General features: G+C 61.5%; 16 protein-coding genes. 12 read left to right on the top strand and 4 right to left on the bottom strand.

The window, feature by feature from the left end; genetic code table 11:
* The 5 genes from ACE3P2_RS00130 to ACE3P2_RS00110 all read left to right on the top strand — a co-directional run bounded on the left by ACE3P2_RS00130 (position 1) and on the right by ACE3P2_RS00110 (position 8,412).
* Positions 1–1,467: a glutamate synthase subunit beta gene (locus ACE3P2_RS00130; protein ID WP_374259464.1), complete on the top strand. Its 1,467-nt coding sequence runs from the start codon at positions 1–3 to the stop codon at positions 1,465–1,467.
* A 319-nt stretch (positions 1,468–1,786) separates the two neighbouring features.
* Entirely contained in the window at positions 1,787–4,498 is a 2,712-nt protein-coding gene (locus ACE3P2_RS00125; RefSeq protein ID WP_374259462.1) for a type VI secretion system Vgr family protein, read from the top strand.
* Entirely contained in the window at positions 4,495–6,633 is a 2,139-nt protein-coding gene (locus ACE3P2_RS00120) for a DUF3274 domain-containing protein (protein ID WP_374259459.1), read from the top strand. Before ACE3P2_RS00125 ends, ACE3P2_RS00120 begins: the two co-directional genes overlap by 4 nt.
* Positions 6,630–8,096 (top strand): hypothetical protein, encoded by a 1,467-nt coding sequence (locus tag ACE3P2_RS00115; protein WP_374259457.1) that lies wholly within the window; start codon positions 6,630–6,632, stop codon positions 8,094–8,096. Before ACE3P2_RS00120 ends, ACE3P2_RS00115 begins: the two co-directional genes overlap by 4 nt.
* A 52-nt stretch (positions 8,097–8,148) precedes the next feature.
* On the top strand, positions 8,149–8,412 hold the full coding sequence (locus ACE3P2_RS00110) for a PAAR domain-containing protein (protein WP_374259455.1): 264 nt from the start codon (positions 8,149–8,151) through the stop codon (positions 8,410–8,412).
* A 63-nt stretch (positions 8,413–8,475) separates the two neighbouring features.
* Here ACE3P2_RS00110 and ACE3P2_RS00105 read toward each other — a convergent pair whose 3' ends face one another.
* On the bottom strand, positions 8,476–9,675 hold the full coding sequence (locus tag ACE3P2_RS00105) for an acetate/propionate family kinase (protein WP_374259453.1): 1,200 nt from the start codon (positions 9,673–9,675) through the stop codon (positions 8,476–8,478).
* Complete coding sequence (locus tag ACE3P2_RS00100) at positions 9,672–11,084, bottom strand: bifunctional enoyl-CoA hydratase/phosphate acetyltransferase (RefSeq protein ID WP_374259451.1); 1,413 nt, start codon at positions 11,082–11,084, stop codon at positions 9,672–9,674. Before ACE3P2_RS00100 ends, ACE3P2_RS00105 begins: the two co-directional genes overlap by 4 nt.
* A gap of 213 nt (positions 11,085–11,297) precedes the next feature.
* Between ACE3P2_RS00100 and glmU the strand changes: the two genes are divergently transcribed.
* The 7 genes from glmU to ACE3P2_RS00065 all read left to right on the top strand — a co-directional run bounded on the left by glmU (position 11,298) and on the right by ACE3P2_RS00065 (position 22,830).
* On the top strand, positions 11,298–12,659 hold the full coding sequence (gene glmU / locus ACE3P2_RS00095) for a bifunctional UDP-N-acetylglucosamine diphosphorylase/glucosamine-1-phosphate N-acetyltransferase GlmU (protein WP_374259449.1): 1,362 nt from the start codon (positions 11,298–11,300) through the stop codon (positions 12,657–12,659).
* Between the two features lie 58 nt (positions 12,660–12,717).
* Complete coding sequence (glmS, locus tag ACE3P2_RS00090; protein WP_374259447.1) at positions 12,718–14,556, top strand: glutamine--fructose-6-phosphate transaminase (isomerizing); 1,839 nt, start codon at positions 12,718–12,720, stop codon at positions 14,554–14,556.
* Positions 14,557–14,696: 140 nt separating this feature from the next.
* Complete coding sequence (locus ACE3P2_RS00085) at positions 14,697–15,533, top strand: TnsA endonuclease N-terminal domain-containing protein (RefSeq protein ID WP_374243952.1); 837 nt, start codon at positions 14,697–14,699, stop codon at positions 15,531–15,533.
* 1 nt (position 15,534) lies between these two features.
* Positions 15,535–17,679: a Mu transposase C-terminal domain-containing protein gene (locus tag ACE3P2_RS00080; protein ID WP_374243951.1), complete on the top strand. Its 2,145-nt coding sequence runs from the start codon at positions 15,535–15,537 to the stop codon at positions 17,677–17,679.
* A complete protein-coding gene (locus ACE3P2_RS00075; protein ID WP_374243950.1) occupies positions 17,669–19,300 on the top strand; it encodes an ATP-binding protein in 1,632 nt (543 codons plus the stop codon). Before ACE3P2_RS00080 ends, ACE3P2_RS00075 begins: the two co-directional genes overlap by 11 nt.
* Positions 19,301–19,312: 12 nt before the next feature.
* On the top strand, positions 19,313–21,133 hold the full coding sequence (locus ACE3P2_RS00070; protein WP_374259445.1) for a TnsD family Tn7-like transposition protein: 1,821 nt from the start codon (positions 19,313–19,315) through the stop codon (positions 21,131–21,133).
* Entirely contained in the window at positions 21,130–22,830 is a 1,701-nt protein-coding gene (locus ACE3P2_RS00065; protein ID WP_374243948.1) for a hypothetical protein, read from the top strand. Before ACE3P2_RS00070 ends, ACE3P2_RS00065 begins: the two co-directional genes overlap by 4 nt.
* Before the next feature lie 158 nt (positions 22,831–22,988).
* Here ACE3P2_RS00065 and ACE3P2_RS00060 read toward each other — a convergent pair whose 3' ends face one another.
* Together ACE3P2_RS00060 and ACE3P2_RS00055 are read right to left on the bottom strand one after the other, a co-directional pair.
* Positions 22,989–24,434: a heavy metal sensor histidine kinase gene (locus tag ACE3P2_RS00060; protein WP_374243947.1), complete on the bottom strand. Its 1,446-nt coding sequence runs from the start codon at positions 24,432–24,434 to the stop codon at positions 22,989–22,991.
* Positions 24,425–25,108: a heavy metal response regulator transcription factor gene (locus ACE3P2_RS00055; RefSeq protein WP_374243946.1), complete on the bottom strand. Its 684-nt coding sequence runs from the start codon at positions 25,106–25,108 to the stop codon at positions 24,425–24,427. Before ACE3P2_RS00055 ends, ACE3P2_RS00060 begins: the two co-directional genes overlap by 10 nt.
* Positions 25,109–25,132: the final 24 nt, after the last annotated feature.

Here is a 25,132-nt window from a genome sequence, read left to right as displayed (position 1 = left end):
ATGGGCAAGCCAACTGGGTTCCTCGAATTCGAACGTCTTTCCGAGGCCTACGCACCCGTCGAGGAGCGTCTCAAGAACTACAAGGAGTTCGTCGTCACGCTCTCCGACGAAGATGCCGCCAAGCAGGGCGCGCGCTGCATGGATTGCGGCATCCCGTTCTGCAACAACGGCTGTCCGGTGAACAACATCATTCCCGACTGGAATGACCTGGTTTACCGTGGCAACTGGAAGGAGGCGATCGAGGTTCTGCACTCGACCAACAACTTCCCGGACTTCACCGGCCGCATCTGTCCGGCGCCCTGTGAGGCCGCCTGCACGCTGAACATCAACGTCGAAGCCGTGGGTATCAAGTCGATCGAGCACGCGATCATCGACAAGGCCTGGGAAAACGGCTGGGTCAAGCCCCAGCCGGCCACCACCAAGACCGGCAAGAAGGTCGCCATCGTCGGTTCCGGCCCGGCTGGCCTGGCTGCGGCGCAGCAGCTGGCCCGCGTGGGTCACGACGTGACGGTGTTCGAGAAGAGCAGCCGCATCGGCGGTCTGCTCGGCTTCGGCATCCCCGACTTCAAGCTCGACAAGTCGGTCATCGACCGTCGCGTCGAGCAGATGAAAGCCGAGGGTGTCACCTTCAAGACCAAGGTGCTCGTTGGCGACAAGAACCTGCCCGCCGGCATCAACAACGACGCCACAGAGTTCGTGTCCGCTGACCAGCTCAAGGCTGACTTCGACGCCGTGATCCTGGCTGCCGGTTCCGAAGTGCCGCGTGACCTGCCGGTCCCGGGCCGCGAACTGAAGGGCATCCACGCCGCGCTCGAATTCCTGATTCCGCAGAACAAGGAAGTCCAGCAGGGCATCGCCAACCCGATCAACGTCAAGGGCAAGCATGTTGTCGTGATCGGCGGCGGTGACACCGGCTCCGACTGCGTGGGGACCTCCAACCGTCACGGTGCTGCCTCTGTGACTCAGTTCGAGCTGATGCCGATGCCGCCCGAAACCGAGAACCGCGCGCTGACCTGGCCGTACTGGCCGTACAAGCTGCGCACCTCGTCGTCCCACGACGAAGGTTGCTCCCGCGATTTCGCGGTGGCCACCAAGGGTTTCGTTGACGATGGCAACGGCAACGTGAAGGCGCTGAAGGCCGTCCGCCTCGATTGGAAGGACGGCAAGATGTCCGAAGTCGCCGGTTCCGAGTTCGAACTGCCCTGCGATGCGGCATTCCTGGCGATGGGCTTCACCAACCCGGTGGGGACGCTGCTCGAAGCCTTCGGGGTCGTAAAGGATGCCCGCAACAACGCCAAGGCAAGCACCGACGGTGAAGGCTGCTACCGCACGAACGTCGACAAGGTCTTTGCGGCCGGCGACGTGCGTCGGGGCCAGTCGCTGGTGGTGTGGGCGATTCGCGAAGGTCGTCAGGCCGCCCGCGAGGTCGACGCCTTCCTGATGGGGTCGTCCCTGCTGCCGCGCTGATCCGTCAGCCGCTCAGACAGCGAAAAGCCCGGGGCAACCCGGGCTTTTTGTTTTTGCGGCGTCCTGGCGCGAGACGTGAAAGTTGCATCGGAGGCGGATCGGCATGGTTCGTCATCCGGCTCTGGCGAGCGTTCGGGTGATTGGGTTTGGGTGGGATCGCCAATGTGTCGGCAAGTCACCATCGCTGCGGTCAAAGTCGCGTTAAAAATGCTTTGAGTATATCTGTATGAAATTTATGTATAATTAATTACAGTTAAAAACAGAGGGAGTTCCGTGTCATTCGTTCGAAGCGCATTCGGGCGAGGCCGGGCGAATCGCGATGAGTTCAGAATCCAGTCTTTACGCTGCCGTACGCAGTGCGATGTTGGCGCTTTCCCAAGCGGTTCGCGTCCTCAAGATCTGTTTTCCCGAGAGTGCCCCCGAAGCCGTCCGACAGCTGGTCGCCTACCGTGCGGAGGGCGAGGAGGGCGTCAGCGGCGTATGGGCTTATCGCGTGCAGTGCCTGGGGGATGACGTCGAGCTGTCCCTGAAAAATATCCAGGGTTTGCCGGTGGGGCTTTCCATTGGCGACGACATGGGCGGTTGCCGTTGGGTGTGTGGAATCGTCACTGGAGTCGAGCAGATCTTGTCGGACGGTGCGGCGACGGTTTTCGAGTTGCGCGTTGAGAGTGCGCTCGGTGTTCTCGCCCATCGCCGAACATGGCGGGTCTTTCGCGAGCTTTCCATCCCGCAGATTACCGAGCAGATCCTCGCCGAGCATCTTGGGCGTAACCGCGTTCTCGCTGCCGCGTTCCGGTTTGCCTTCGATGGTCTGGAGGGGCACTACCCGGCGCGGGCTTTCACGATGCAGGCCGGGGAGAGCGACGCGGATTTCCTCATGCGACTATGGACTCAGGAAGGTATCGCCTGGCACTTACGTTGCACTTGGGAAGATGGCCATCCTATCCACGCGCTCATGCTGGCCGATGGGCCGGCGATCTATGTCGCCGATTCGTTGGGATGGGTTCGTTTTCAGCGTGCCGACGCCACCGAAACCCGCGATACCGTCAATACCTGGGAGGCCTGGAGCGCCCTCGCGCCGGGTGCGGTGACGCGCAGCAGCTTCGATTACAAGGCGGTACGTCGGGACGACGTTGCGGAAGTGAGCGCCCTCGATCAAGGCGAGGCCGGCGAGGCGCTGGCCGGCAGTCTCGTGGATTACGCCTATGAGCCGCCCCGTACTGGCGCCAACGGCGCTCACCACGCGCAACTTGGGCGCCGGCGCATTCTTGCGCACGAGTTTGCCGCCAAGGGGTGGGTGGGGGAGAGCGTGGTGCGCCGCTTCGCCGCGGGGCGCAGCTTCACGCTGGCGGGACACGCCAGTATCGATCTGCTTGCGCCCGCGCAGCGCGAATTCACCCTGACGCGTCTCGAAGTCTCCGTGGCGAACGCCATTCGGCTCGATCCGGTGCTCGCCCGTCGGCTTGCCCAGGGCTGGCGTGAGGCGCCGGACGAGGGTGGGGCGCTGCCGCTTTATCGCAATCGCTTCGAATGCGTGCGCAGCGACGTTCCCATCGTTCCCTTCCACGATCCGTCCACGGTGCCGCGACCGGGTCTCCTCAGTGCCATCGTCGTCGGCGAATCCGGCCGGGAGGTCGACGTCGACGAGCAAGGGCGCATTGCCGTGCGTTTTCTGTTCGCCCGGGACGAAGAGCATCCCCGCGCCGGTGCCAGCGGGACCCCGAGCGATTCCGCACGGGTGCGGGTGCTCCAGCCGTGGGCCGACGCCGGGTTCGGTACGGCGTTCTGGCCGCGCGTGGGGGCCGAGATCCTGGTCGGCTTCATTCAAGGGCATCCCGACAAACCCATCGCCCTCGGTGGTTTGTACGACGGTCTCCACGAGCCCGTTCGCTTCTCCGAGAAAGCGGGGCTGCCTGCCAATGACGCCCTGTCGGGCCTGCGTTCCCGTGAGTTCCGCGGAGAGGGTTACAACCAGCTCCGTTTCGACGATAGCGGAGGGCAAGTCGGCAGCCAGCTCTTCTCGAGCCACGGGGCCACCCAGCTCAACCAGGGCTGGCTCGGCACCGCGCGGGAGCACGGCGATTCCTCACCCCGCGGCGAAGGCTTCGAACTGGCCACCCAGGCCGCAGGTGCCCTGCGCGCCGCCCGCGGCCTGCTGGTCAGCACCTTTGCCCGCCTCGACCCCGCCAGCCGCCAACTCGCCCGCGAAGAAACCTTGTCGTTGATGGAGGAATGCGTGGCGCTGTTCAAGGAACTGGGCCAATACGCGGCCGACAACGCCGCCGCTGCCGCCGACCCCGCCCCCCAGACCAGCACCCATGCTGCTCTGCGCGATTGGGACAACGGAACGAACACCGCGCCGCGGGCCGGCGGCGGTGCGACGCCGCTCGTCGCCATCACCGCGCCGGCCGGCATACACCTGTCCAGCCCGGCCAGCATCATCAATCATGCGGGGGGCAACCTCGACTCGGTCGCCCTCAAGCATTGCCAGATCAGCGCGGCCGAACGCCTCATCGCCAACGCGGGCACCGGCATCTCCCTGTTCGCCCAATCCGGTGGCGCCCGTTTCATCGCCCACCGGGGGCCGGTCGGCATCCAGGCCCAGCACGACGACGTGGACATCCAGGCCGCACGGCACCTCAAGCTCTCCGCCAGCGACGGGCAGATCCAGGCGCTCGCCGCCAAGGAAATCCTGCTGGCGACCGCCGATGGCTGCTACCTCAAGCTCGGCAACGGCAAGATCGAACTGGGCTGCGACGGTACCATCGCCCTCAAGGCTGCTCGCCACGACTGGAGCGGCCCCGCCACCCAGGCCGCCGAATTGCCACGCTTCGCCGACGCGGACGTGGGGCGCACCCCGGTATTCGTGCGCCCCACCGACGGCCAGCCGATTACCGGCGCCAACTACGAAATCACCCGCGCCGACGGGGCTGTCGAATCGGGTGTGACCAATGCCCAAGGCCACGCCAAGGCCATCGCCAGCGAGCAGTTCGAGGGGCTCCGTGTCCGCTTCACGCCCAAGTCGTCATGAGCCTCCTCTGCAGCGTCTCCGACTACGCACTCCTGCCCGGCCACGGGTTGATGTACGTCCCCAGCCAGTTGCCCCTGCCCGGGGTCGTCATTTTCGTACATGGCGTCAATTCCGACGGTGAGTGGTACGACGCCGCCGAAGACGGCCTGTGCGAAGGCCTCAACACCCGGCTGGCCCGGCAGGCCAGCCAGCTGGCATTCCAGGGCAATCGCACCGGACGGCTGATTCCGTGCGCATATACGGACGAACTCGATCCAGAAGGTTTCATTGCTCCAGACCGCGATGGCAAGAATTTCATCAAGCCCGCTCCCAACTGGTCGCCGGTGATCCGCTTCCGCTGGGGATACAAGGCAACCAAAAAGGACGTCAAGACCTTCGGCCAGGGCATCATGCTCAACGAGGACGACTACTGGGGCGGCGGCCCATTCGCCAACGGCTGCTCCGCGGTCGCCGACTTGTGGACCGACGGTCTCAACGACCGCCTCTTCCTGTGGATCACCGCCCAGCACCTCAACCCCGTTGCGGGACGCAGTGTTTATTTCTGCCCCCACCGCGCCTACTATGCCTTTGCCGCGCTGCGTCTCGCCAAGCTGATCAAATCCATCCGCGACAAGCAGGCCGACTGCCCGATTACCGTCGTCTGCCACAGCCAGGGCAACATGGTCGGCATCGGTGCCGCCTTTCTCGCCGACCGGCTCGGCATCCAGGCCGACAATTTCGTGCTTTGCAATCCGCCCTTGAGCCTGGTCGACCGTAACCTGACCGAAGCCTGGGCCCAACGCACGACGACGAATGAACACGGAGACAGTGGTCGGGTCAGCCACTCCGCCCGCATCACCACCCTCGCCAATTTCTTCGATCTGCTGCGGGCCCGCGCGGGCTGCGCACAATCATCGGCGTGGGTGGATCAATGCATGGCCAACCCGACCCCTGTCGACGGAAGCCGCGGCTTCGAGGCCGAGAAAGACCGGGTCCGCTATGGCCTCGACGGCAGCAACCATGGCCGGGTCACCCTCTATTGCAACCCCCACGATCAGGTGATCTCCGCCGATGCCGTGCAGGGCATCGGCTGGCTGGGCATGAGCAAGGAACAAATCAAGGACACCAACGGGGAAGGCGTTTTCTCCCAGCGCGTCTTTGCGTACAACTACAACGTCGGCCAGGCGGGGGGCGAATACCACTACTGGAAGCAGCGCCGTATGCGGGAGCCCGACCCCTATCCTGGCAGTTTCTGGATTCCGCCGTCGCCCCCAGCCCGCTACAGCATTCAGCAAGGGCTGGCGTCCAACCAGAGCTTCGTCGGCAAGATCATGACGGTGCTCTCCGCGCCGTTCTTCGTCGTCGTCACCCAGGCTGCAAAGATTCGAGTCAATGCCGAGCCAGACGATCAGTGGTGCATCCCGATCACGGCCCCCCCGTTGCCAGTGGAGTTTCTCCCCAAAGTCTGGCGTTATGGCAAGGCGTCGGACAACTTCGATGGAACCTGGGATCCCGCCGGCCAGGCCCGCAATCGAGCCAAGACGGCGTCCGACCCGAACGATCCCTATGCCCGGCACGGTATCCACACTGTCCGCGATGACGGTGCCGCCGTTGCGCCCCCCGACGACGAACAGTCCGATGCGCCCCGGGGCGACGAACAGTCCGAAGCCCACCTGCGCTACGAGCATCGGGCCGAACTGCGCGCCCGGGCGCGCCGTCAAGGCCGTGCCCAGGCGGACGGTTCGGTGCCCGGCGAGGCACCAGGGGGCGACGGTGGGGCCGACTACCAGGTCTGGCGCGAGGGCGAGATCCTGCAAATGCTCCGGGAGGGCGTCGACGCCAGCGCCACCGACCACTCGTCCATCCTCACCAATCCCAAACACGCAGAAATGGCCTTGGCCTACGACGTGGCGATCGGGGTGTGCACCCTGAGCGAGCAGGACTGGCAGACCCTACGGGTGGAGGCGGATTGGCGGTACTGTGCGGAAGGTTTGGATAAAGGCCATCCTCATCTCGACCTGAGCGAATACTTCCAGTTTGGCTTCATGAACAAGCAGCCTTTGGAAGTATGGGTCAAGACCAGCGAGGCCCGACGTCCGGAAGGGGTGGTGGACGCGCGCAGTATCCGGCGGTCCACATCGGACTCGCAATCATGATCGACGCGCTCTTGTCCTCCTGGCCGCGCCGCCTGGCCGCCGGCTTCGTGGTTTATGCCTTTGGACTTTTTGCGGTGCTCGTCTGGACGTGGCACTTCCACCCCGACCAAACCCTCGATACGGAAACCCTTGTCATGCGCCTGTTCGCACTTCCCGCCCTTTTCGCGCTGCTGACCGTGCTCCTCGGCACCGCCGCTTGCACCACTCAAGGCCTTGCCGCACCCGATTCCGCACAGGCCTCGGCCGCCCCCCCCACTGAACCCTTCCGCGCTCAGGTTGTCGGGGTGCAATGGATGAATCCGCTGGTGCGCCGGGACTACCCGACCGAATGGCAGCTGCTGTGGGTGCAGGGGCTGGCCGTTCCCAATAAGAATGACTACCAAGTCAAAACCAGGCCCGAAAAATTCACCCGAATCGGCTATGTCTCATCCATCGTCACAAACGTGAATAAAACCCGCCCGTTTGACGAAATTTTTGAGCGCTATGCTGCAAAAATCGTTCGTCCCTTCGGCATCCCTTACGCTCTCTACGACACCTACTTCTACACCGTCAACGCCAAGAGTCCGAAATACTGGCGGGAACTGGCGGGCATCCGGGTGGAATTCGCGATCCCCGACACCCCCCGCCTGCCCCGCGAGCAAGCTGCGGAGTACGTCCGTACGGCCTTGCGCGACGAATTCTCGTTCTACGACGTGCCGGACCTCTCTTCCGCCGATATCCCCGCCGACGTGCGCATCACCGCCGGGGGTGCCAGCGCGGGTTTCCGCGCCCTCGCCGCAGCGCTCGACTACCTCGAAGCCCACCCCGACAAGACGGTCTGGGTGATGAACTGGGACGCGCCGGACTTTCCCAACGACGAATCGATCGCCGAGAACTGCACGCTGCTGGTGCTCGCCGGCCCGCGCCTCGACACCCGGCGCGAACCCCTCGCCTGGATCGCCCGGCCGGCGGAGCGCAGCCTCCAGGCCGTGGCGCCGGCGGAGCACCGTTCCCGCGCCGCCCAGGCCTGGCACGACGCCATGCGGGCCGCGGCCGATCAGGCCGGCGTCGCCCCCGCGCGCATCGGCCGGGTGATCCACGACGCCGGCAGCGGCCCCGCCTCCGGCGAGCGGCTGGGGCGCCTGGGGGGCGCCATGACCGAAGTGCTGCCCGAACTCGATCTCCTGAAGGACGGCTTCAATACCGCCAGGTTCCTGGGGGACATGGGCACGGGCAGCGCCGTCACCAACCTCGCCCTCGCTGTGGCGTGGACCCACCAGAAAGGCCAGCCGGTGCTGGTGGCCGGCACCACCGAGCCCGAGCGCGCCACCGCCGTCGTCGTCACCCCGCCGGCCCGCGCCCGGATCGTGGACCCGGACAAGGACTGGTTCCGCGCCCGTGCCGAGCGGCACGCCTACCTGCCCTGGTGGGGCCTGCGCAAGGACCTGGACTGGTCGCGGTACATGCAGGGGTATTCTCAATGACACATTCGTCGCGCTTCTCGTCGGGCGCGATTGATGAAGAAAGGTGCGTGCGATGAAAGGTGTGATCCGACAGGGCGACCCGACCAGCCACGGTGGCAAGGTGGTTGGGGCGAGCGGGCCGGGAGCGGTGATGGGCCGGGCGGTGGCTCGCCGGGGCGATGCTTGCGCCTGCCCGCAGCGGGGGCACTCGAATTGCGTGATCGCCGAAGGCGATCCGAACGTCCTGCTGGATGGTGTGCCGGTGGCTTTCGAGGGGCACCGCACCAGTTGCGGCGCAACACTGATCTCGACGGAGACGGCTGCCGGTCGATCCTGATGAAATGAAAAGGGCAAGGCCGCAGCCTTGCCCTTTACCCAGATCGGCACTGGCCGAAGAGGCTCAGCCCAGCCCGAGCAGGTTCACCGCGTGGTGGCCGATCATCCATTCCTCGTTGGTGGGTACCACCAGGACTTCCACCTTGCTGTCTTTGGTATGGATGCGGGTGGCGTGGCGTTGGTTGGCGGCGGGGTAGAGGTGGAGACCGGTCCATTCAAGCCACTCGGCGATACGGGCGCGTACCGGCGCCGCGTGCTCGCCGATGCCGCCGGTGAAGACCAGCGCCTCGAGGCCGCCGGCGGCCATCGACAGCTGGCCGATCATGCAGGCGGCGCGGTAGCAGAACAGCTCGATGGCTTCCTTCGCGGCGTCTTCGTCGGAGTCGAGCAGGGCGCGCATGTCCTGGCTGAGGCCGGACACGCCGAGCAGGCCGGACTGCTTGTAGATCAGGTTGGACAACGCCTTGGCGTCCATGCCCTTCTGTTCGATCAGGTGCAGGATTACGCCCGGGTCGAGGGTGCCGGTGCGCGTGCCCATCATCAGGCCATCGACCGCGGTGAAACCCATGCTCGTGTCGCGGGACAGGCCGTCGCGCAGCGCGCACATGCTGGCGCCGTTGCCCAGGTGGGCGATGACGATGGCGCCGCGGGCCTTTTCCTCGCCGAGGAGGTCGGGGAGCTGGCGCGATACGTATTCGTAAGACAGGCCATGGAAGCCGTATCGCTTCACGCCCTCGTTGAAGAGTGCGCGGGGCAGCGGAAAGCGCTCGGCGACGGGCAGGCGGGTGCGGTGGAAGGCGGTGTCGAAACAGCCCACCTGCTTGACGTCCGGCATCAGCGTGAACAGCGACTTGATCGCGCGCAGGTTGTGCGGCTGGTGCAGCGGGGCCAGGGGAATCAGGGTTTCGAGTTCGGCGACGACCTCGGGGGTGAGCACGACCGGCGCGCCGTAGTGGTCGCCGCCATGCACGATGCGGTGGCCGGCGGCGACAATCTCGACGCCCGGGCTGTGCCGGTTGATCCAGTCGAAAATGAACTCCAGCGCGACCCGATGCTGGCCGTTCTGGTCGGTGCCGGCGGGCACCACCAGGGCTTCGGTGAAGCGCTCGCCGGTGTTGGTGTCCTTGGCGGCCATCAGCGGCTCGGCGCCGATGCCTTCGACCTGGCCCGACAGGCGTGGCATGTCGGCCAGCTTCGGGGTCATCGGGAAAAGGGCGAACTTCAGGCTCGACGAGCCCGCATTGAGGATGAGGACGGCTTTCACAGGCGGACTCCCTGGCGGCGTTTGTGGGCCATCAGCTGCGCGATGGCGCAGGAGGCGGTACGGGTTTCGGCGGTATCGGCTCGGCTGGTCAGCACGATGGGCACGCGGGTGCCGAGCACCACGCCGGCCATCAGGGCGTCGGCGAGGTATTCGAGCTGCTTGGCGACCATGTTGCCCGATTCGAGATCGGGCACGATCAGGATGTCGGCCTGGCCGGCGACGGCGGAGCGGATGCCCTTGGTCTTGGCGGCCACCAGCGACACGGCGTTGTCGAAGGCCAGCGGGCCGTCGAGCAGGCCGCCCTTGATCTGGCCGCGATCGGCCATCTTGCACAGGGCGGCGGCATCGAGGGTGGAGCGGATCTTCTCGTTCACCGTCTCGACGGCGGACAGGATCGCCACCTTGGGCTCGGGTACGCCCATCATGATCGCCAGTTCGATGGCGTTCTGGATGATGTGAACCTTGTCGGCGAGGGTCGGCTCGATGTTGATCGCGGCGTCGGTGATGAGCAGCGGGTGCGGGTAGGTGGGCACGTCGGCCATGAAGACGTGGGAAATGCGGCGCGAGGTGCGCAGGCCGGTTTCCTTGGCCACGACTTCGCTCATCAGCTCGTCGGTGTGCAGCGAGCCCTTCATCAGCGCCTCGACCTCGCCGGTGCGGGCGAGGCGCACGGCGGTTTCTGCGGCGGCATGGCTGTGGGGCACGTCGACGATGCGCACGCCGTGCAGGTCGATGCCTTCGCGCTCGGCCACCTCGCGGATCTTGTTGGCGGGGCCGACCAGTACCGGGATCACCAGACCGGCATCGCGGGCCTGGATCGGGCCGCGCAGCGACTCGGTGTCGCAGGGGTGCGCGACGGCGATGGGAATCGGCTCCATGCCCTTGGTCATCTCGAGCACGTGCAGGTAGCGCTGCTGGCGGTCGGAGATGGTGATCTCGGGCAGCGCCATGCGCGGGCGTTTGATCTTTTCGGTGGGCGCCATGACCTCGGCGGTGCCGTCGATCACCTTCAGGCCGTCCTGATTGACGCACAGGCATTCGAGCAGCAGATGGTGGTTGTGCTCGAAGCGCTGGACGCAGGTGATGGTGACGGTGAGGGTGTCGCCGATGGTGATCGGGCGCCAGAACTTGAGGGTCTGGCCGACATAGACGGTGCCGGGGCCGGGGAACTCGGTGCCGAGGATCGACGAGATCAGCACGCTGCCCCACATCGAGTGGCCGACCACCTCGCGGAACTGGCTGGAGCGCGCGAACTCCGGGTCCACGTGGGTCGGATTCACGTCGCCGGACATCACCGCGAAGAGGTGGATGTCTTCGGGAAGCAGGGTGCGGACGAGCTGGGCGGAGTCGCCGATGGCGATTTCGTCGAAGGTACGGTTCTGGATGAAATCGCTAGCTTGATTGGTCATGATGTATCCTGATTTTGCTATGCAGCAAGACGATTCTACGGAAAGTCTTCCAACTAACTTTAGCACTAGATCAAATCATTGTTGCGTTGCATCAGTTGACATGCGGGTGGCGCTACGATGGCGCCTAAACCGAGAACTGCGCCGCAATAGCGTAAAAACCGCGCGTGCTAGAATCCGCCCGAACTGAATTCAAACCGCATTTAAAGGATGTCCATGGAAGTGATCGTTCTCGCTGCCGGCCAGGGCAAGCGTATGCGTTCGGTGTTGCCGAAAGTCCTGCAGCCGCTTGCTGCCAAGCCGATGCTGGGCCATGTGCTCGATACCGCCCGGGCCCTCGAGGCGCGGCGCATCGTGGTGGTGTATGGCCACGGTGGCGAAGTGGTGCGTGAAGCCCTCGATGCACCCGATCTCGCGTGGGCGCGCCAGGACCCGCCCCAGGGCACCGGCCATGCGGTGCAGCAGGCGATGCCGCTGGTCGAGGATGGCGACATTGCCCTGATCCTCTACGGCGACGTGCCGCTGATCGGCGTGCCCACCCTGCAGCGCCTGATGGCCGCAGCCAGCGACCGCCAGCTCGCGCTGCTCACCGTCAACATGGACGATCCCACCGGCTACGGCCGGATCATCCGCGAAGCCGGCAAGGTCACCTGCATCGTCGAAGAGAAGGATGCGACCCCCGAGCAGCGCCAGGTGCAGGAAGTGAACACCGGCATCCTTGCCGCGCCGGTCACGCGCCTGCGCAGCTGGCTTGCCAACCTCAAGAACGATAACGCCCAGGGTGAGTACTACCTCACCGACATCATCGCCATGGCGGTGGCCGAAGGCCTCGAAGTGGTCACCACCCAGCCCGACGCCTTCGAGGAAACCCTCGGCGTCAACAACAAGACCCAACTCGCCGAGCTCGAGCGCATCCACCAGCGCAACATCGCCCGCGGACTCACCGACGCCGGCGTCACCGTGATCGACCCGGCCCGCCTCGACGTGCGCGGCACGCTCACCTGCGGGCGCGATGTCGAGATCGACGTGAACTGCGTCTTCGAAGGCAAGGTCGAACTCGCCGACGGCGTGCGCGTGGGCGCCAACTGCGTGATCCGCAACGCCACCATCGGCGCCGGCACCCGCATCGCCCCGTTCTCGCTGATCGAAGACACCACGATGGGCCCGGTCTGCGTGATCGGCCCGTATGCCCGCACCCGCCCCGGCACCGTGCTGGGCGAAGACGTGCATCTGGGCAATTTCGTCGAAGTGAAGAACAGCGTGATCGCCAACCACTCCAAGGCCAACCACCTGGCCTACGTGGGCGACGCCGACATCGGTCAGCGCGTCAATGTGGGCGCCGGCACCATCACCTGCAACTACGACGGCGCCAACAAGTTCCGCACCGTCATCGAGGACGACGTGTTCATCGGCTCCGACACCCAGCTCGTCGCGCCGGTGCGCGTCGGCAAGGGGGCCACGCTCGGTGCCGGCACCACGCTCTCGAAGGATGCGCCGGCCGGCGAACTCACCGTCTCGCGCGCCAAGCAAGTCAGCATTCCGGGCTGGAAACGTCCGGTCAAAGTCAAGAAAGCCTGATCTCCCCATTTTTTCGGCCCGGCCATGAAGGTCGGGCCTTTTCGAAAGGTTTCCGCTCATGTGTGGCATCGTCACCGCCATTGCCCGTCGCAACATCGTTCCCGTGCTGCTCGAAGGGCTGCGCAAGCTTGAATACCGCGGCTACGACTCCGCCGGCCTCGCCGTCCTCAAGACCGAAGGCACGCCCGAGCTGACCCGTCTGCGCGCGGTCGGCCGCGTGGCCGAACTGGCCGCCCAGGCCGACGAGTCCCAGCTGTCGGCCAGCATCGGCATCGCCCACACCCGCTGGGCCACCCACGGCGTGCCCTGCGAGCGCAACGCCCACCCGCACATCTCCGGCGGCCTGGCGGTGGTCCACAACGGCATCATCGAGAACTTCGAAGAACTGCGCAGCGGGCTCCAGGCCAAGGGCTACGTGTTCACCTCCGAGACCGACACCGAAGCCATCGCCCACCTGCTGCACGACAAGCTCAAGACCATCCCCGACCTCTTCGACGCGGTGCGCGCCACGGTTGCCGAGCTGGTTGGCGCCTACGCCATCGGCGTGGTCGCCGAGGCCGAGACCGGCCGCGTGATCGTCGCCCGCAAGGGTTCGCCGCTGCTGCTGGGCATCGGCGAAGACGGCCACTACGCCGCCTCCGACACCGCCGCGCTGCTGCAGGTCACCCGCAAGGTGGTGTACCTCGAAGACGGCGACGTGGCCGAGCTGACCCTCGACGGCTTCCGCGTCACCCTCACCGACGGCACCCCGGTCGAGCGCAAGGTGAACATCTCCAGCCTGTCGGCCGACGCCGTCGAACTGGGCCAATACCGCCACTACATGCAGAAGGAAATCTTCGAGCAGCCCCAGGCCCTGGCCAACACCCTCGAGCCCATCGCCGGTGCCGGCGCCATCAGCCCGCAGATTTTCGGCGCCGAGGCCGTGGACGTGCTCAGCGCCACCCGCCGCGTGCTGATCCTCGCCTGCGGCACCAGCTACCACTCCGGCTTCACCGCCCGCTACTGGCTCGAATCCGTCGCCAAGATCCCCTGCACCGTCGAGATCGCCTCCGAATACCGCTATCGCGAATCGGTGCCCGAGTCCGACACCCTGGTGGTCGTCATCTCCCAGTCCGGCGAGACCGCCGACACCCTGGCCGCCCTCAAGCACGCCAAGAGCCTGGGCATGACCAAGACCCTGGCGATCTGCAACGTGCCCGAATCCGCCATCGTCCGCGAATCCGCCTTGCGCCTCATCACCCGCGCCGGCCCCGAGATCGGCGTGGCCTCCACCAAGGCCTTCACCACCCAGCTCGCCGCCCTGGCCCTGCTGGCCCTGGCGCTGGCCAAGATCAACGGCCGCCTCTCCGCCGAGCAGGAAGCCGGCTTCCTCACCCAGCTGCGTCACCTGCCGGTGGCCGTGGCCAAGGTGCTGGAACTCGAACCCGAGATCGAGAAGTGGGCCCAGCGCTTCGCCGGCAAGCACCACGCCCTGTTCCTGGGCCGTGGCAGCCACTGGCCGATCGCCATGGAAGGCGCGCTCAAGCTCAAGGAAATCTCCTACATCCACGCCGAAAGCTACGCCGCCGGCGAACTGAAGCACGGCCCGCTGGCCCTGGTGGACAAGGAGATGCCGGTCATCGCCGTGGCCCCGGCCGACGAGCTGATCGAAAAGCTCAAGAGCAACCTGCAGGAAGTCCGCGCCCGTGGCGGCGAGCTCTACGTGTTCGCCGACGCCGACTCCGAGATTCCGGAATCCGAAGGCGTGCACATCCTGCACATGCCCGAGCACTACGGCATGTTGTCGCCGATCCTCCACGTCATCCCGCTGCAGCTCCTCAGCTACCACGCCGCCCTCGTCAAGGGCACCGACGTGGACAAGCCGCGCAACCTCGCCAAGTCGGTGACGGTGGAGTAAGCCGCGCCGCCCGCCGGGATCGTCGTGTTAGAAAATAATAAAGATGTGAACTAGACAATAAAGATGTGATGTAAATAATAAAGTTGTAATTTAGCCCCCAGTGACTAAGATGAAGCCATCTAGTTACTGGGGGCTTTTTCATGGCCAAGCGCCGCTATAGCTTCGATGAAGCCACGCTTGCGCGATTCCTGAAGGAAGGGCGGGGCCAAGGTGCGGGCGGGAGCTACAAGCCCTGGCTAACTATCCAGGATGTTCCGTCACAGGGCCGAACAGCACGGCCCACAGGCTGGAAAACTGGCAGGCTGCACCATCTTCTCTCCGACATCGAAACGGCACTCTTCTACCTACTCGACTGGGAAGATCACGTCCTGGACATTCGGGAGCAATTTCCCCTCGATCGCGAGAAAACGCGGCAGATCGCATCCGAGATGGGGGTTGCCCATCCGTCTGACGTTAAGACCAAAGTGGACATCGTGATGACCACTGACTTCTTGGTCGATATCCAGACCGCTCAAGGACGGAGAACGCTGGCTATCCCGGTTAAGAAAAGTGATGACCTCGACGATGCTCGGACGATCGAGAAGTTGGAAATCGACCGCCGGTATTGGCAAGGTGAAGCTGATTGGATCATCGTTACCGAGCGGGACATGAACAAAGATCGTGTTGGCAATATCCGCTGGGTTCATGAGATGCATACCCTTGAAGGGCTAGAGGTACCTTACCCGGGGTTCTGGCAGGATCGGTGCCGCGCTCTGCTTGGCTGCATGGAGACATGTGCCGAGATGACGATCAAACAGTTTCTCCGTTGGCTGGAGAGCACCCAGGGGTTTGGTTCTGGGGAGGGGCTTACCGTGATCCGTCACTTGATCGCAACCAAGATACTGCTGATCGACATGGATCGTCCGTTCGATACCTCGGCGGTCCTTGCCCAGGCGCTAACGCGCAAAGGCGGTGGCGAAGTAAGGCGGAGGGCGTGAAATGCTGCTCAGGAACGATTTGTTGCACTACGAAGAGGGCGAAGGGCGTACCGTTAGAGTCCTCTGGTTTAGTCCCGACAGCGCAGGTGCAGCGATCATCGACGTGTGTGAGGAAAAGGCGCTACCCATCATCGTGCGGCTGGACGGGCTAATCGAGGATGTGCGAGAGAAGCGGGCACGTCTGTTGAATCCCGATCCTTATCTCGTGCTCGCGATCGAAGCTTCCATCCCTCCGAGCCACAAGACCATTCGGGACGACGCTTGGTCCATTATCAAGAATCTTGTTGATAAAGAACCTGAAATATACAAAAGGGATGAGCGAGGTAAAATCTTAAAGGCCGCGATAGCCGAGCACAAGATCACACTCAACACGGTATACCGCTATCTTCGTCGTTATTGGCAGCGGGGCCAAACGCCGAACGCCTTGCTGCCTGACTACGCGAATTCCGGAGGGCGGGGCAAGGAGCGCCACAGCACTGGTAAGAAGCGCGGACGGCCGCGCCTCTATGGTGGTCAGAAGGGCATCAATGTCACGCCCGATATCCGAAGGGTTTTCCGGGTTGCCGTTGACAGGTACTACGCGCAAGTCGGCAGTAAGTTTACGCTGAAGGGTGCGTATGACGAAATGATTCGGACGTTTTTCTGTGAAAAGCGAATCGATCCCGAGTCAAACGATGTCATTCACGTCCCCCAAGACGCCTACGCTCAAGATGGTTTGCCTACGGATACCCAATTTCGCTATTGGTTTGGGAGAGATCAGGACATCATGGACGTCAAGCGGCGCCGGGTTGGGCCCAGGTCCTACGATAAAGATATGCGCGGTCTGCTTTCCACCTCTGCAGTGGAGACATGGGGGCCGGGAGCCAGATATCAGATCGACGCAACCTTAGCCGATGTATATCTAGTATCCCGCCTGAAGCGGGACCGTATCATCGGGCGCCCTGTCCTTTACATCGTCATCGATGTCTTCAGCCGGATGATCGTTGGAATCTATGTCGGGCTGGAAGGCCCCTCTTGGGTGGGCGCGATGATGGCATTGGCTAACACTGCTGCAGACAAGGTCAACTATTGTCGGCAGTTTGGGCGGGAGATCGAACTGGAGGATTGGCCCTGCCATCACCTGCCAGCCGCGCTGTTGGGTGACCGTGGGGAGATTGAGGGGCGTTACATTGAGACGTTGGCGAATAACTACCGTGTCAGTATCGAAAACACCGCTCCCTATCGTGCAGATTGGAAAGGAATCGTCGAGCAACGGTTCCGCCTTTTGCCGGCCAAATTCAAGCCTTATGTCCCCGGCTATATCCAATGCGATTTCCGAGAGCGGGGCGGGAAGGACTACCGTCTTGATGCCGTATTGGATCTCCACCAGTTTACGCGCATCGTCATCGACTGCGTTCTTCATTACAACAATCATCATGAGATCAAAGGCTATGATAAGGGACCTGGCATGGCGGCCGATGATGTCCCGGCCGTCCCCATCGAGTTATGGAACTGGGGTGTTGCTCAAAAAAGCGGCCAATTGCGCTCTTATCCTGAAGATCGCGTCCGTTTTAGTTTGCTTCCGGTAGGTTCTGCGAGCGTCACTGGCCACGGGATTTATTTCGACGGATGCTTCTACACTTGCGCCGAGGCGGTCGAGCAGCGTTGGTTTGACCAAGCCAGGCAACGTGGGCGTTGGCGTGTGTTAATCAGTTATGATCCGCGCTGCCTAGACGATATCTATCTTCATGCCCCGGACTCAGAGCAAGGGTTTATTGTGTGTGCCATGACGGAGCGGAGTCGGGTAGACCGAGGCATGTCATCCTGGGAGATCGGGCAGAGGCGATTCTTCGAGAAGGATCAAGCCGCCGACCGTGCCCCAAATCAGCAATTCAAGCAGGCTGATCTTGCCGCGAAGATTGAAAGCACCGTCAGCGAAGCAATTGCTACGCAGCCTTTAGCGACGGCCAGTGACCGTGCCAGAACGAAAGATATCCGTTCCAACCGGGCGGAAGAAAAGTTGGCGAATCGGCAGACTGAGGTATTCCGTCTAGGTGATCGCACGCCGCCGCCGAAGGTTGCGGATGTTATTCCTCTGTGGCCGAAGTCCGACTATTCTGAACCTAGCATTACCGAGATATTGGGGAGCCTAGACGATGACCAATAGTGACGCGCAGCTAGCTGTATTGCCGGAGTATCAGGACAATCCATTCATCACGGCACTGCCGCCGTTGTGGTCGACGAAGGAAACCTACGATCGATTGCTGTTGCAGCCACTCTTCGACCCCAAGGAGCGGCAGTTTCCCGATCATGTGCGGCCGCATTGCATCATGCGGTTGTTCCGATATTTTGATCCCCTTGAGCAGCACCTGACCCTCGCCAGTCGATTTGGCATGCTTCTGCGGCAAGGGTACATCGGTCGGAATCCTGCGCAGGGAGACTACCAGCGCCACTTGCAAAACAGCGTTGCGCGCATGGAGACAGGTAACCTAGCAACGCGGCGATTCGCTGTGCCCAATAGTGCTGCCAGTTTTGCGTTACTTGGAGACTCAGGGATCGGTAAGTCGACAGCCATTGAGCGCACGCTAGCCCAGTATCCGCAAGTTATTTACCACGATAAACCTTTCAGTTTGCACCAACTAACTTGGCTGAAGGTGGAGTGCCCTCAAAAGGGTGGTCCCATTCAGTTGTGCATAAATTTCTTCGCCGAACTTGATCGTGTGCTGGGCACGAACTATCTGGACAAATACGGATCTTCCACTCGCACTGTCGGCCTGGCCATGCAGCGCATGGCGCACCTCGCAAGCATCCATGCTCTGGGGGTTCTGGTTGTCGACGAGATTCAGCATCTGCTGCGCACGCATGGAATGGATGCTGAGGACATCCTGAATTTTCTCGTTACCTTGGTCAACACTATTAGTGTGCCAGTGATCGCTATTGGAACAAATAATGCCGTCAGCCTGCTTCAGGGAAAGTTTCGACAGGCGAGGCGGGCAAGCGGAATCGGCTCCATGATCTGGGAGCGGATGCCGAACAATGAGACATGGCAGCATTTCGTCGACCGGTTATGGAGGTATCAGTGGACGCGTGAATTTACGCCGCTAGATCAGGACTTACGCGACGAGCTCTACGTTGCGTCCCAAGGGATCATTGATGTGGTCGTCAAGTTATTCATGTTGTCGCAGATGAAGGCTATCAGATTGCGGAAGGTCCGTAATCTCTCTGAGACCTTGACCCCTTCACTGCTTCGGCAAGTCGTTAAGGATGACTTTAAGCTGATCGAACCCATGATCGATGCGTGTAGGAGGAACGACACCGCAGCGCTTAGCGCATTTGATGATCTGTTGCCTTTCCGAGAGCATGTGATTCAAATTTTTGGCGATGCGGTCACGAATAATGACCTTAGTAAGGAGGCTCCTCCAGCCTTGCCGGCAACAGATGTGCAAAACGGTGCGCAAGGGACTAGCGACGTACTTGGATCGGTTCGTGCGGCAATGGGCGCATTGGGTTTGGCACCTGACGTTGTCGAAGTGATGCTCCGCGACGCCCTAGCGGCAGATCCCACGTTGGATGCGCTACAGCTAGTCGCAGTCATCGGTGGAAAGCTGAAGGCCCCGGTAGAAACACCTAAGCCAAGGCGAACAAAGAAGATTCAGAAGGCGGAGCAGGCCGAGTGGCCTCTTGGTGATTTGAGGAGAATTGTCAGCGAAGGCAAGCCGCAAGGTCTGACGGCATACGATGCCCTGAAGGCATCGGGTGCCGTCGGGGCTCTGCCTGAAGCTGCGTGAGGATTGCTCTGCATGCTTGTCTATTTCCCTGAGCCCTATCGCGACGAGTTGCTCTACAGTCTTCTGGCAAGATACCATCGACATGTTGGTTCGAGCAGCCCCAAGCAGACGCTGGATGATCTATTTGGTTGCCGCGGGGTGATCGCAAGGCTGGATCTACAGGGGAGTCTTGGTCTCTTATCCACACATCTACCTCCTAGATGGGGAATGAGTCCCGAGCGACTGGCTGTGGACTACACGCTGTTTCCGTACTATCTGGCATTTCAGCCGGCGGATGTCCGGAAACGGGTGCTGCGTGCTTTGATTGGTGGCTCCCTTGCTGGGCTACATCTGCTTCTGGGCCTTGCCCCGGCAGCGTCTCGTGTCAGGCAATTGCGATTCTGCCCAGAATGCGTCCTTGAGATGGAGCGCACGCATGGTGAGCCTTATTGGCGACGGACGCATCAGTTGCCGGGGGTGCTGCTGTGCCCGGATCACGGCGTCATCTTGAGGTCGAGTGCTATCCCTTCTGCACTTGGAAATCGTCATGCCTTCATTGCGGCAACCAGCGCGAATTGTGACTGTGGCAGGGAGGTCACACCGACGTCCTTGGAGAACGATGAGACCTTGCTTTCGGTAGCACGAGCTTGCCGGCAAGCGCTGGAGTTCATGCCGCAAGCGCGAAATCGTGAGAAATGGGCAGCTTGGTATCGGAGCGGCTTGATCAGGGCTGGTCTTTCGTCATCCTCCGGCAGGGTTAAACAGAATGAGCTGGAAGAGAGGTTTCGGGACCATTTTGGTGTGGCTTTGCAGCCGTTACTCGCCGATGTTGGGTTGGCTGACATGAGTTGGCTTGTCGTGCTCACACAGCGGCCTAGCCGGGCACTACATCCCTTGCTGAACATATTACTGCAGGAATTCTTAAAGGGTTTGGCGAGTGACGAACCCTTTGGAGTTGGCCCCTGGCCCTGTCTCAACCCGTTGAGCGGTCATCAGGGCGAACTTCTAGTCGAGCGGGTGGTTACCCACCGCAATCGTGGCCGCATCGTGGGCGTGTTCGAATGCGCTTGTGGTTACGCCTATGCTCGTAATGTTGATAATTCGTCTGGCACCCTAAGCCGTCCCCGCCCTTTGCGTTTTGGGGCCGAGTTCGATCGGCTGATTCGACAATTAGTTGATGATCGAATCGGTATTCGTCAGGCGGCACGGCGGCTGCATGTGGACCCTCGTACGGTCCGGCTACGTGCCGCAAAACTGAATCTGAATGCGATTTGGGCCCCGGCAAATGTATCGATTCCCGTGGTCTGTGATTCGGGAGGGTACCGCAAGGCGTGGCTGGATCTGCAGCAGAACCACCCCAATTTGGGTCGCAAAGCTTTGTCCGAGTTAGAGCCGGCGCTGTTCATGTGGCTGTATCGCCATGACAAAGAATGGCTGGTGACAAATCAGCCCGCGGCAAAAGTCTCCCGCCGAGTTCGAGTCGTCAGCCCTTGGGCGAGTCTTGACCTTGAATGGATGCAGCGTGTCACAGATCTGGCCGAAAAAATCCGTCACGAACTCCCTCCTCGCAAAGTAACTTTGGCGGAAATTTGCCGTAGGACTGCAGATCCTACTTGGCTTTCGAGCCATCTTCGTCGTCTTCCCAACACAGCGGCCTTGCTCAGTCGCTTACGAGATACGACCGCGAGCTTCCAGAGCCGCCGCGTTGCTTGGGCTGCCCATGAGCTTGCAAATGCCGGTCAATCCTTAGCTGTGTGGCGGATACAGCGCAAAGCTGGTTTGTCGCGGCAAGTGACGATGGAGGTCGAGGCAGCCCTTGAGCTCGCCGTTTTGCCAGGAGCGCCTCTGTTATGAGGCATCTGACAGTCAGTGCCTTCCGCGAAGTGGACGAGCCGCTTGAAATTCATTGGCTTGTTGGTTTGGAGCAGGGCGCGGATGGAAGTTGGCTCTTGAGGGTGGTCACCCGTGGTTTGCGATCCGGACGGGTGAGAATGTGGCCATTGCCCATTGGACTATTTCCATTTATTTCTCTAGGACTGCGCTTTGAAGATGGATTGTTGTTGGATACGCAGTCGAATGGAGTAATTCATCCTGTATTAATTTCTAACTTGGCAAATGGGGTGGAAGTGACTTCCGCCGACATTCCTACTGGCTTATATCCGTTCTTTGGGCATCAGGGTGGAGTGCAGAGGGTTATTCGATACGAGATCGACGGTGAGAGGATCTTCGTTCCGACGATGGAGCTAGTACGTTACCTACTGTTGCATAACAAGACGTTGGCCAACGCGGTTATGGTTCCGGGGCAGCTGATGACTTTATACCAATTCGAGCCCCTTGGTATCTACGAAGAACTGACGCTCAGATTTACCTCCGACATGCCTAGGCGGTCACTTTCCAAGAGCTTTGCTTTGGAATTCGCTTGGCTTGCGATTCACCCCGAAGGTCGTCGGACATGGGATAGCGTTTATACGAAATCCGCTGGGCAGCAGTATGTTAGTTTGGATTTGCCGGACGTTCCTGAGTCAAAACTGGCGTTTCGTGGGGTCAGGCAGGGTGCAGATTGGCTGGTGCTAGAGATCATCCATCTCACCGGGCGCTCGTCTCCATGCTTGCGATTACGCTATGGCCACCCCAGTTTTCGGAGACCTAGTGACACAGTTCCAATTACTCCCGAAGGTGGGGCCAGAAAGCCAAAAGTGTGTCAACAGGAGTCTGACGTGGAAATTTCAACGGCTGAAGAGGGTACTCGGGTGGCGGCAGGTCAGCTGGCCATTGAGGTAGGGACAAAGTCTCGAGAATTCACGATCAAAGTGCCAATAAAGAAAATTTGGCGCGAGACGGGGAGATCGCGACATAGCGTCAACGGCAAATCTCCGACCGAAGACAACGTGGTAACTGGGGGGGCAGTGACGAACAGACCTCTATTTAAAGGCGGGGTCAGCCGAGAAAGCCGAGGCGCGCGCATTCCTCCCCTCGAATTCCGTACGCTGGAGTCCTGCCCGTGGGATCTTGCAGGCGATCTCCAAGCATTGGCGGAGACCATCGAAATGATGGCGGGTTTAATAAGCGACACAGAGATATCCATGTCTTTGTGCCGGCTGAAGCCGGGCCGCGCATTCTCAACGATCGGTCGTCGCCCGCGTTGCTGTTTGGTTACCCTCATCAATGTTACAGGCAAGCCACCGGTGGTGTTGGTCGATGTGGATCGGGGTGGAGAATGGGCGCTCTCTACAATGGTACTTTCGTTTTTGGAACCGGCGCCCTTCTCCGATATTGATATGCACGTGAAGACAGTCCTGGATACCATGGTCGACAACGGTGGGCATTGGGATTCTTGTGCTGACAGTGCCCTGCGCGAAGTTTGCGTGTGCCGTCGATTACCGAAAATATTGCCAAAGCGGGATGGCAAGGAGGATAGCCGTTATCGTACGACTTGGGCCTACCGACTGGCTATCAAACTTGGCTTACCGTTTTCTGGTGCGGACAAGAAATTGTTGCATAACTCTTATTCAGGCGCCGTAGCCCCAACCCCAGACGGATTTCAGGGGTAAGCAACCGTCACCGAAACGCCAAAAATATGTGATGGTATTCGGAATTGCGCAGCGCACATGCACCTCTGGAGCCTGTAGTTTCACTCTCAAGCGGCCAGTCGCACCCCCAATAGCTTGAAGCGTAATATGTTCGTCTCGACCAGGCTAAGTTGATAAAGTTAATCAGTGCCGTGAGGCGTGACTATCGACGCCGGCATCCACATCTCGAAAATGTTGCTTCCTTCCCCCGCCCGTCCCTCAATGTCGCCTCCGTGAGATCGCAGGATTGAGCGAGTGATGGCAAGGCCCAGCCCGGCGCCATCCCCTGTGTGGCGACGGGATGCATCCACGCGGTAGAAGCGGTCGAAGAGACGTGACAGGTGTTCCGACGGGATGGGCTCCCCAGTGTTTTCGATAGCGAGGTGGATTGTCTCGGCGTCTCCACTGTCTCGTACGACGCTCACCGTCACGACAATGCGCCCACCAAACGGGGTATAGCGAAGCGCGTTGGATAGCAGGTTACCGATGGCCCGTCGGAGCATCAGCCTGTCTCCGGTCACCTGTCCTGAGCCCTCAAGCCGTAGTGTGACGCTGTTTTCTTCGGCCAGGGCACCATAGAAATCGAACAGGGCCGTGACTTCGTCCGCCAGATCAAAGGTTTCCTGACCCGGCACGATGAGGCCGTTTTCCGACTTGGCGAGGAACAGCATGTCCGAAATCATCCGCGACAGACGATCGAACTCCTCGCAGTTAGACTCCAGCACTTCCCGGTACTCGGTGGAGCTACGAGTCTTGGAAAGGGCAACCTGGGTTTGCGTCATCAGGTTGCTGACCGGGGTCCGGAGTTCGTGGGCCAGATCAGACGAAAAGTCTGAAAGTCGCTTGAACGACTCCTCCAGCCGGGCCAGCATGTCGTTGAGGGATTCAGCCAGCTCAGCCAGTTCGACGGGAACGGTGTCCACAGGCAAACGCTGGTCGAGATGCTGGGCGCTGACTTCCGTGGCTCTGCGTTTCATCTCGCGAAGTGGTTCCAGTCCTCGACGGGCGGCAAACCAACCGAGTAGTCCAGTCGCCAGTGTGCCCCCAATGACGACACTCCAAAGTGTCTTCATGAATGAATCCATGAAGCTGTTGTGATGGGAAATATCCGTCGCCACGGCGACTACGGCAGGCGACCAAGCCTGCACCCCGGTTGGTGCTTGAGCCACGATGCCCCGGAACGACAACCGATCATCGACCTGCCACACGTAAGGGCGCTTAGCCTCAGGTGTCTTGACCCGATCCATTAAAGGTTGGGGGAAGGGCGCGTCGTGGGTGGCGAACAGAGTTTGACCGTCCGGTCCTTTTACGGCCACGATCAGGCCATGGTGGCCGATCAAGGCGTCATCCATTTGCTGCGGAATTGCCGCTAGGTCCTTTGGCGAATTCACCTTGGCCAAGGCGTGGCGAATCAGCTCAAGTTTGCCGCTCAGGGCCTCCATGTCCTGCTCTTCGAAGTGGTCTTCGACGGACTTGGCCACAATCAAACCCAGTATCAGCAACACCACGGTCGATGCAGCCGCGAACAGCAGGGTCAGGCGGAAGGTCAGGGACTTGCGGCGGCTCCCTGGGCGAACTACTCGCACTCTTGTTCCTCCAGAACATAGCCCATGCCACGCACAGTGCGAATCAGCTTGGGTTCGAAGCCGTCGTCGATCTTGGCCCGCAGGCGGCGCACTGCCACCTCGATCACATTGGTGTCGCTGTCGAAGTTCATGTCCCACACCTGGGAGGCGATCAGGGAGCGCGGCAGCACTTCGCCACGCCGCCGTAGCAGGAGTTCAAGGAGGGCAAATTCCTTCGCGGTGAGATCGATTCGCTTGCCGGCTCGTGTGACACGCCTGCGCAGGAGGTCCAGCTCTAGGTCTGCCGCATGTAAAGCATCAACTTCTTTGTTTTTGGTGCCCCGGCGCAAGAGCGTTCGAACGCGAGCCAGCAACTCAGAGAAGGCGAAGGGTTTGACCAAATAGTCGTCGGCTCCCAGTTCGAGCCCTTTGACCCGGTCATCCACGCTGTCCTTGGCGGTCAGAAACAAGACAGGCATCTCCTTGCCGGCCTTGCGCAAGGCCTGCAGGACGCGCCAACCATCGAGGCCCGGTAGCATCACGTCGAGCACGATGAGGTCGTAAGCTTCGGTCATCCCGAAGTGCAGCCCGTCCATGCCGTCACGTACCAGATCCACATTGAAGCCCGCTTCAACCAGCCCTTGCTTGAGGTAGTCCCCTGTTTTGGGCTCATCCTCGACGATCAGTATTTTCATTGTCTTCCTCGCAGCATTCTCTAT

It is taken from the genome of Zoogloea sp. (genome assembly GCF_041911615.1).
GTDB lineage: Bacteria > Pseudomonadota > Gammaproteobacteria > Burkholderiales > Rhodocyclaceae > Zoogloea.
Note: the sequence above shows the minus strand (reverse complement) of the source record. Positions and strands in the feature narration are given on the sequence as shown.

What these genes read in the sequence shown, in the direction of transcription:
- ACE3P2_RS00130 (WP_374259464.1), top strand. Translation starts at nt 1, where the DNA reads ATGGGCAAGCCAACTGGGTTCCTCGAATTCGAACGTCTTTCCGAGGCC.
- ACE3P2_RS00125 (WP_374259462.1), top strand. Translation starts at nt 1,787, where the DNA reads ATGAGTTCAGAATCCAGTCTTTACGCTGCCGTACGCAGTGCGATGTTG.
- ACE3P2_RS00120 (WP_374259459.1), top strand. Translation starts at nt 4,495, where the DNA reads ATGAGCCTCCTCTGCAGCGTCTCCGACTACGCACTCCTGCCCGGCCAC.
- ACE3P2_RS00115 (WP_374259457.1), top strand. Translation starts at nt 6,630, where the DNA reads ATGATCGACGCGCTCTTGTCCTCCTGGCCGCGCCGCCTGGCCGCCGGC.
- ACE3P2_RS00110 (WP_374259455.1), top strand. Translation starts at nt 8,149, where the DNA reads ATGAAAGGTGTGATCCGACAGGGCGACCCGACCAGCCACGGTGGCAAG.
- ACE3P2_RS00100 (WP_374259451.1), bottom strand. Translation starts at nt 11,084, where the DNA reads ATGACCAATCAAGCTAGCGATTTCATCCAGAACCGTACCTTCGACGAA.
- glmU (WP_374259449.1), top strand. Translation starts at nt 11,298, where the DNA reads ATGGAAGTGATCGTTCTCGCTGCCGGCCAGGGCAAGCGTATGCGTTCG.
- glmS (WP_374259447.1), top strand. Translation starts at nt 12,718, where the DNA reads ATGTGTGGCATCGTCACCGCCATTGCCCGTCGCAACATCGTTCCCGTG.
- ACE3P2_RS00085 (WP_374243952.1), top strand. Translation starts at nt 14,697, where the DNA reads ATGGCCAAGCGCCGCTATAGCTTCGATGAAGCCACGCTTGCGCGATTC.
- ACE3P2_RS00080 (WP_374243951.1), top strand. Translation starts at nt 15,535, where the DNA reads ATGCTGCTCAGGAACGATTTGTTGCACTACGAAGAGGGCGAAGGGCGT.
- ACE3P2_RS00075 (WP_374243950.1), top strand. Translation starts at nt 17,669, where the DNA reads ATGACCAATAGTGACGCGCAGCTAGCTGTATTGCCGGAGTATCAGGAC.
- ACE3P2_RS00070 (WP_374259445.1), top strand. Translation starts at nt 19,313, where the DNA reads ATGCTTGTCTATTTCCCTGAGCCCTATCGCGACGAGTTGCTCTACAGT.
- ACE3P2_RS00065 (WP_374243948.1), top strand. Translation starts at nt 21,130, where the DNA reads ATGAGGCATCTGACAGTCAGTGCCTTCCGCGAAGTGGACGAGCCGCTT.
- ACE3P2_RS00055 (WP_374243946.1), bottom strand. Translation starts at nt 25,108, where the DNA reads ATGAAAATACTGATCGTCGAGGATGAGCCCAAAACAGGGGACTACCTC.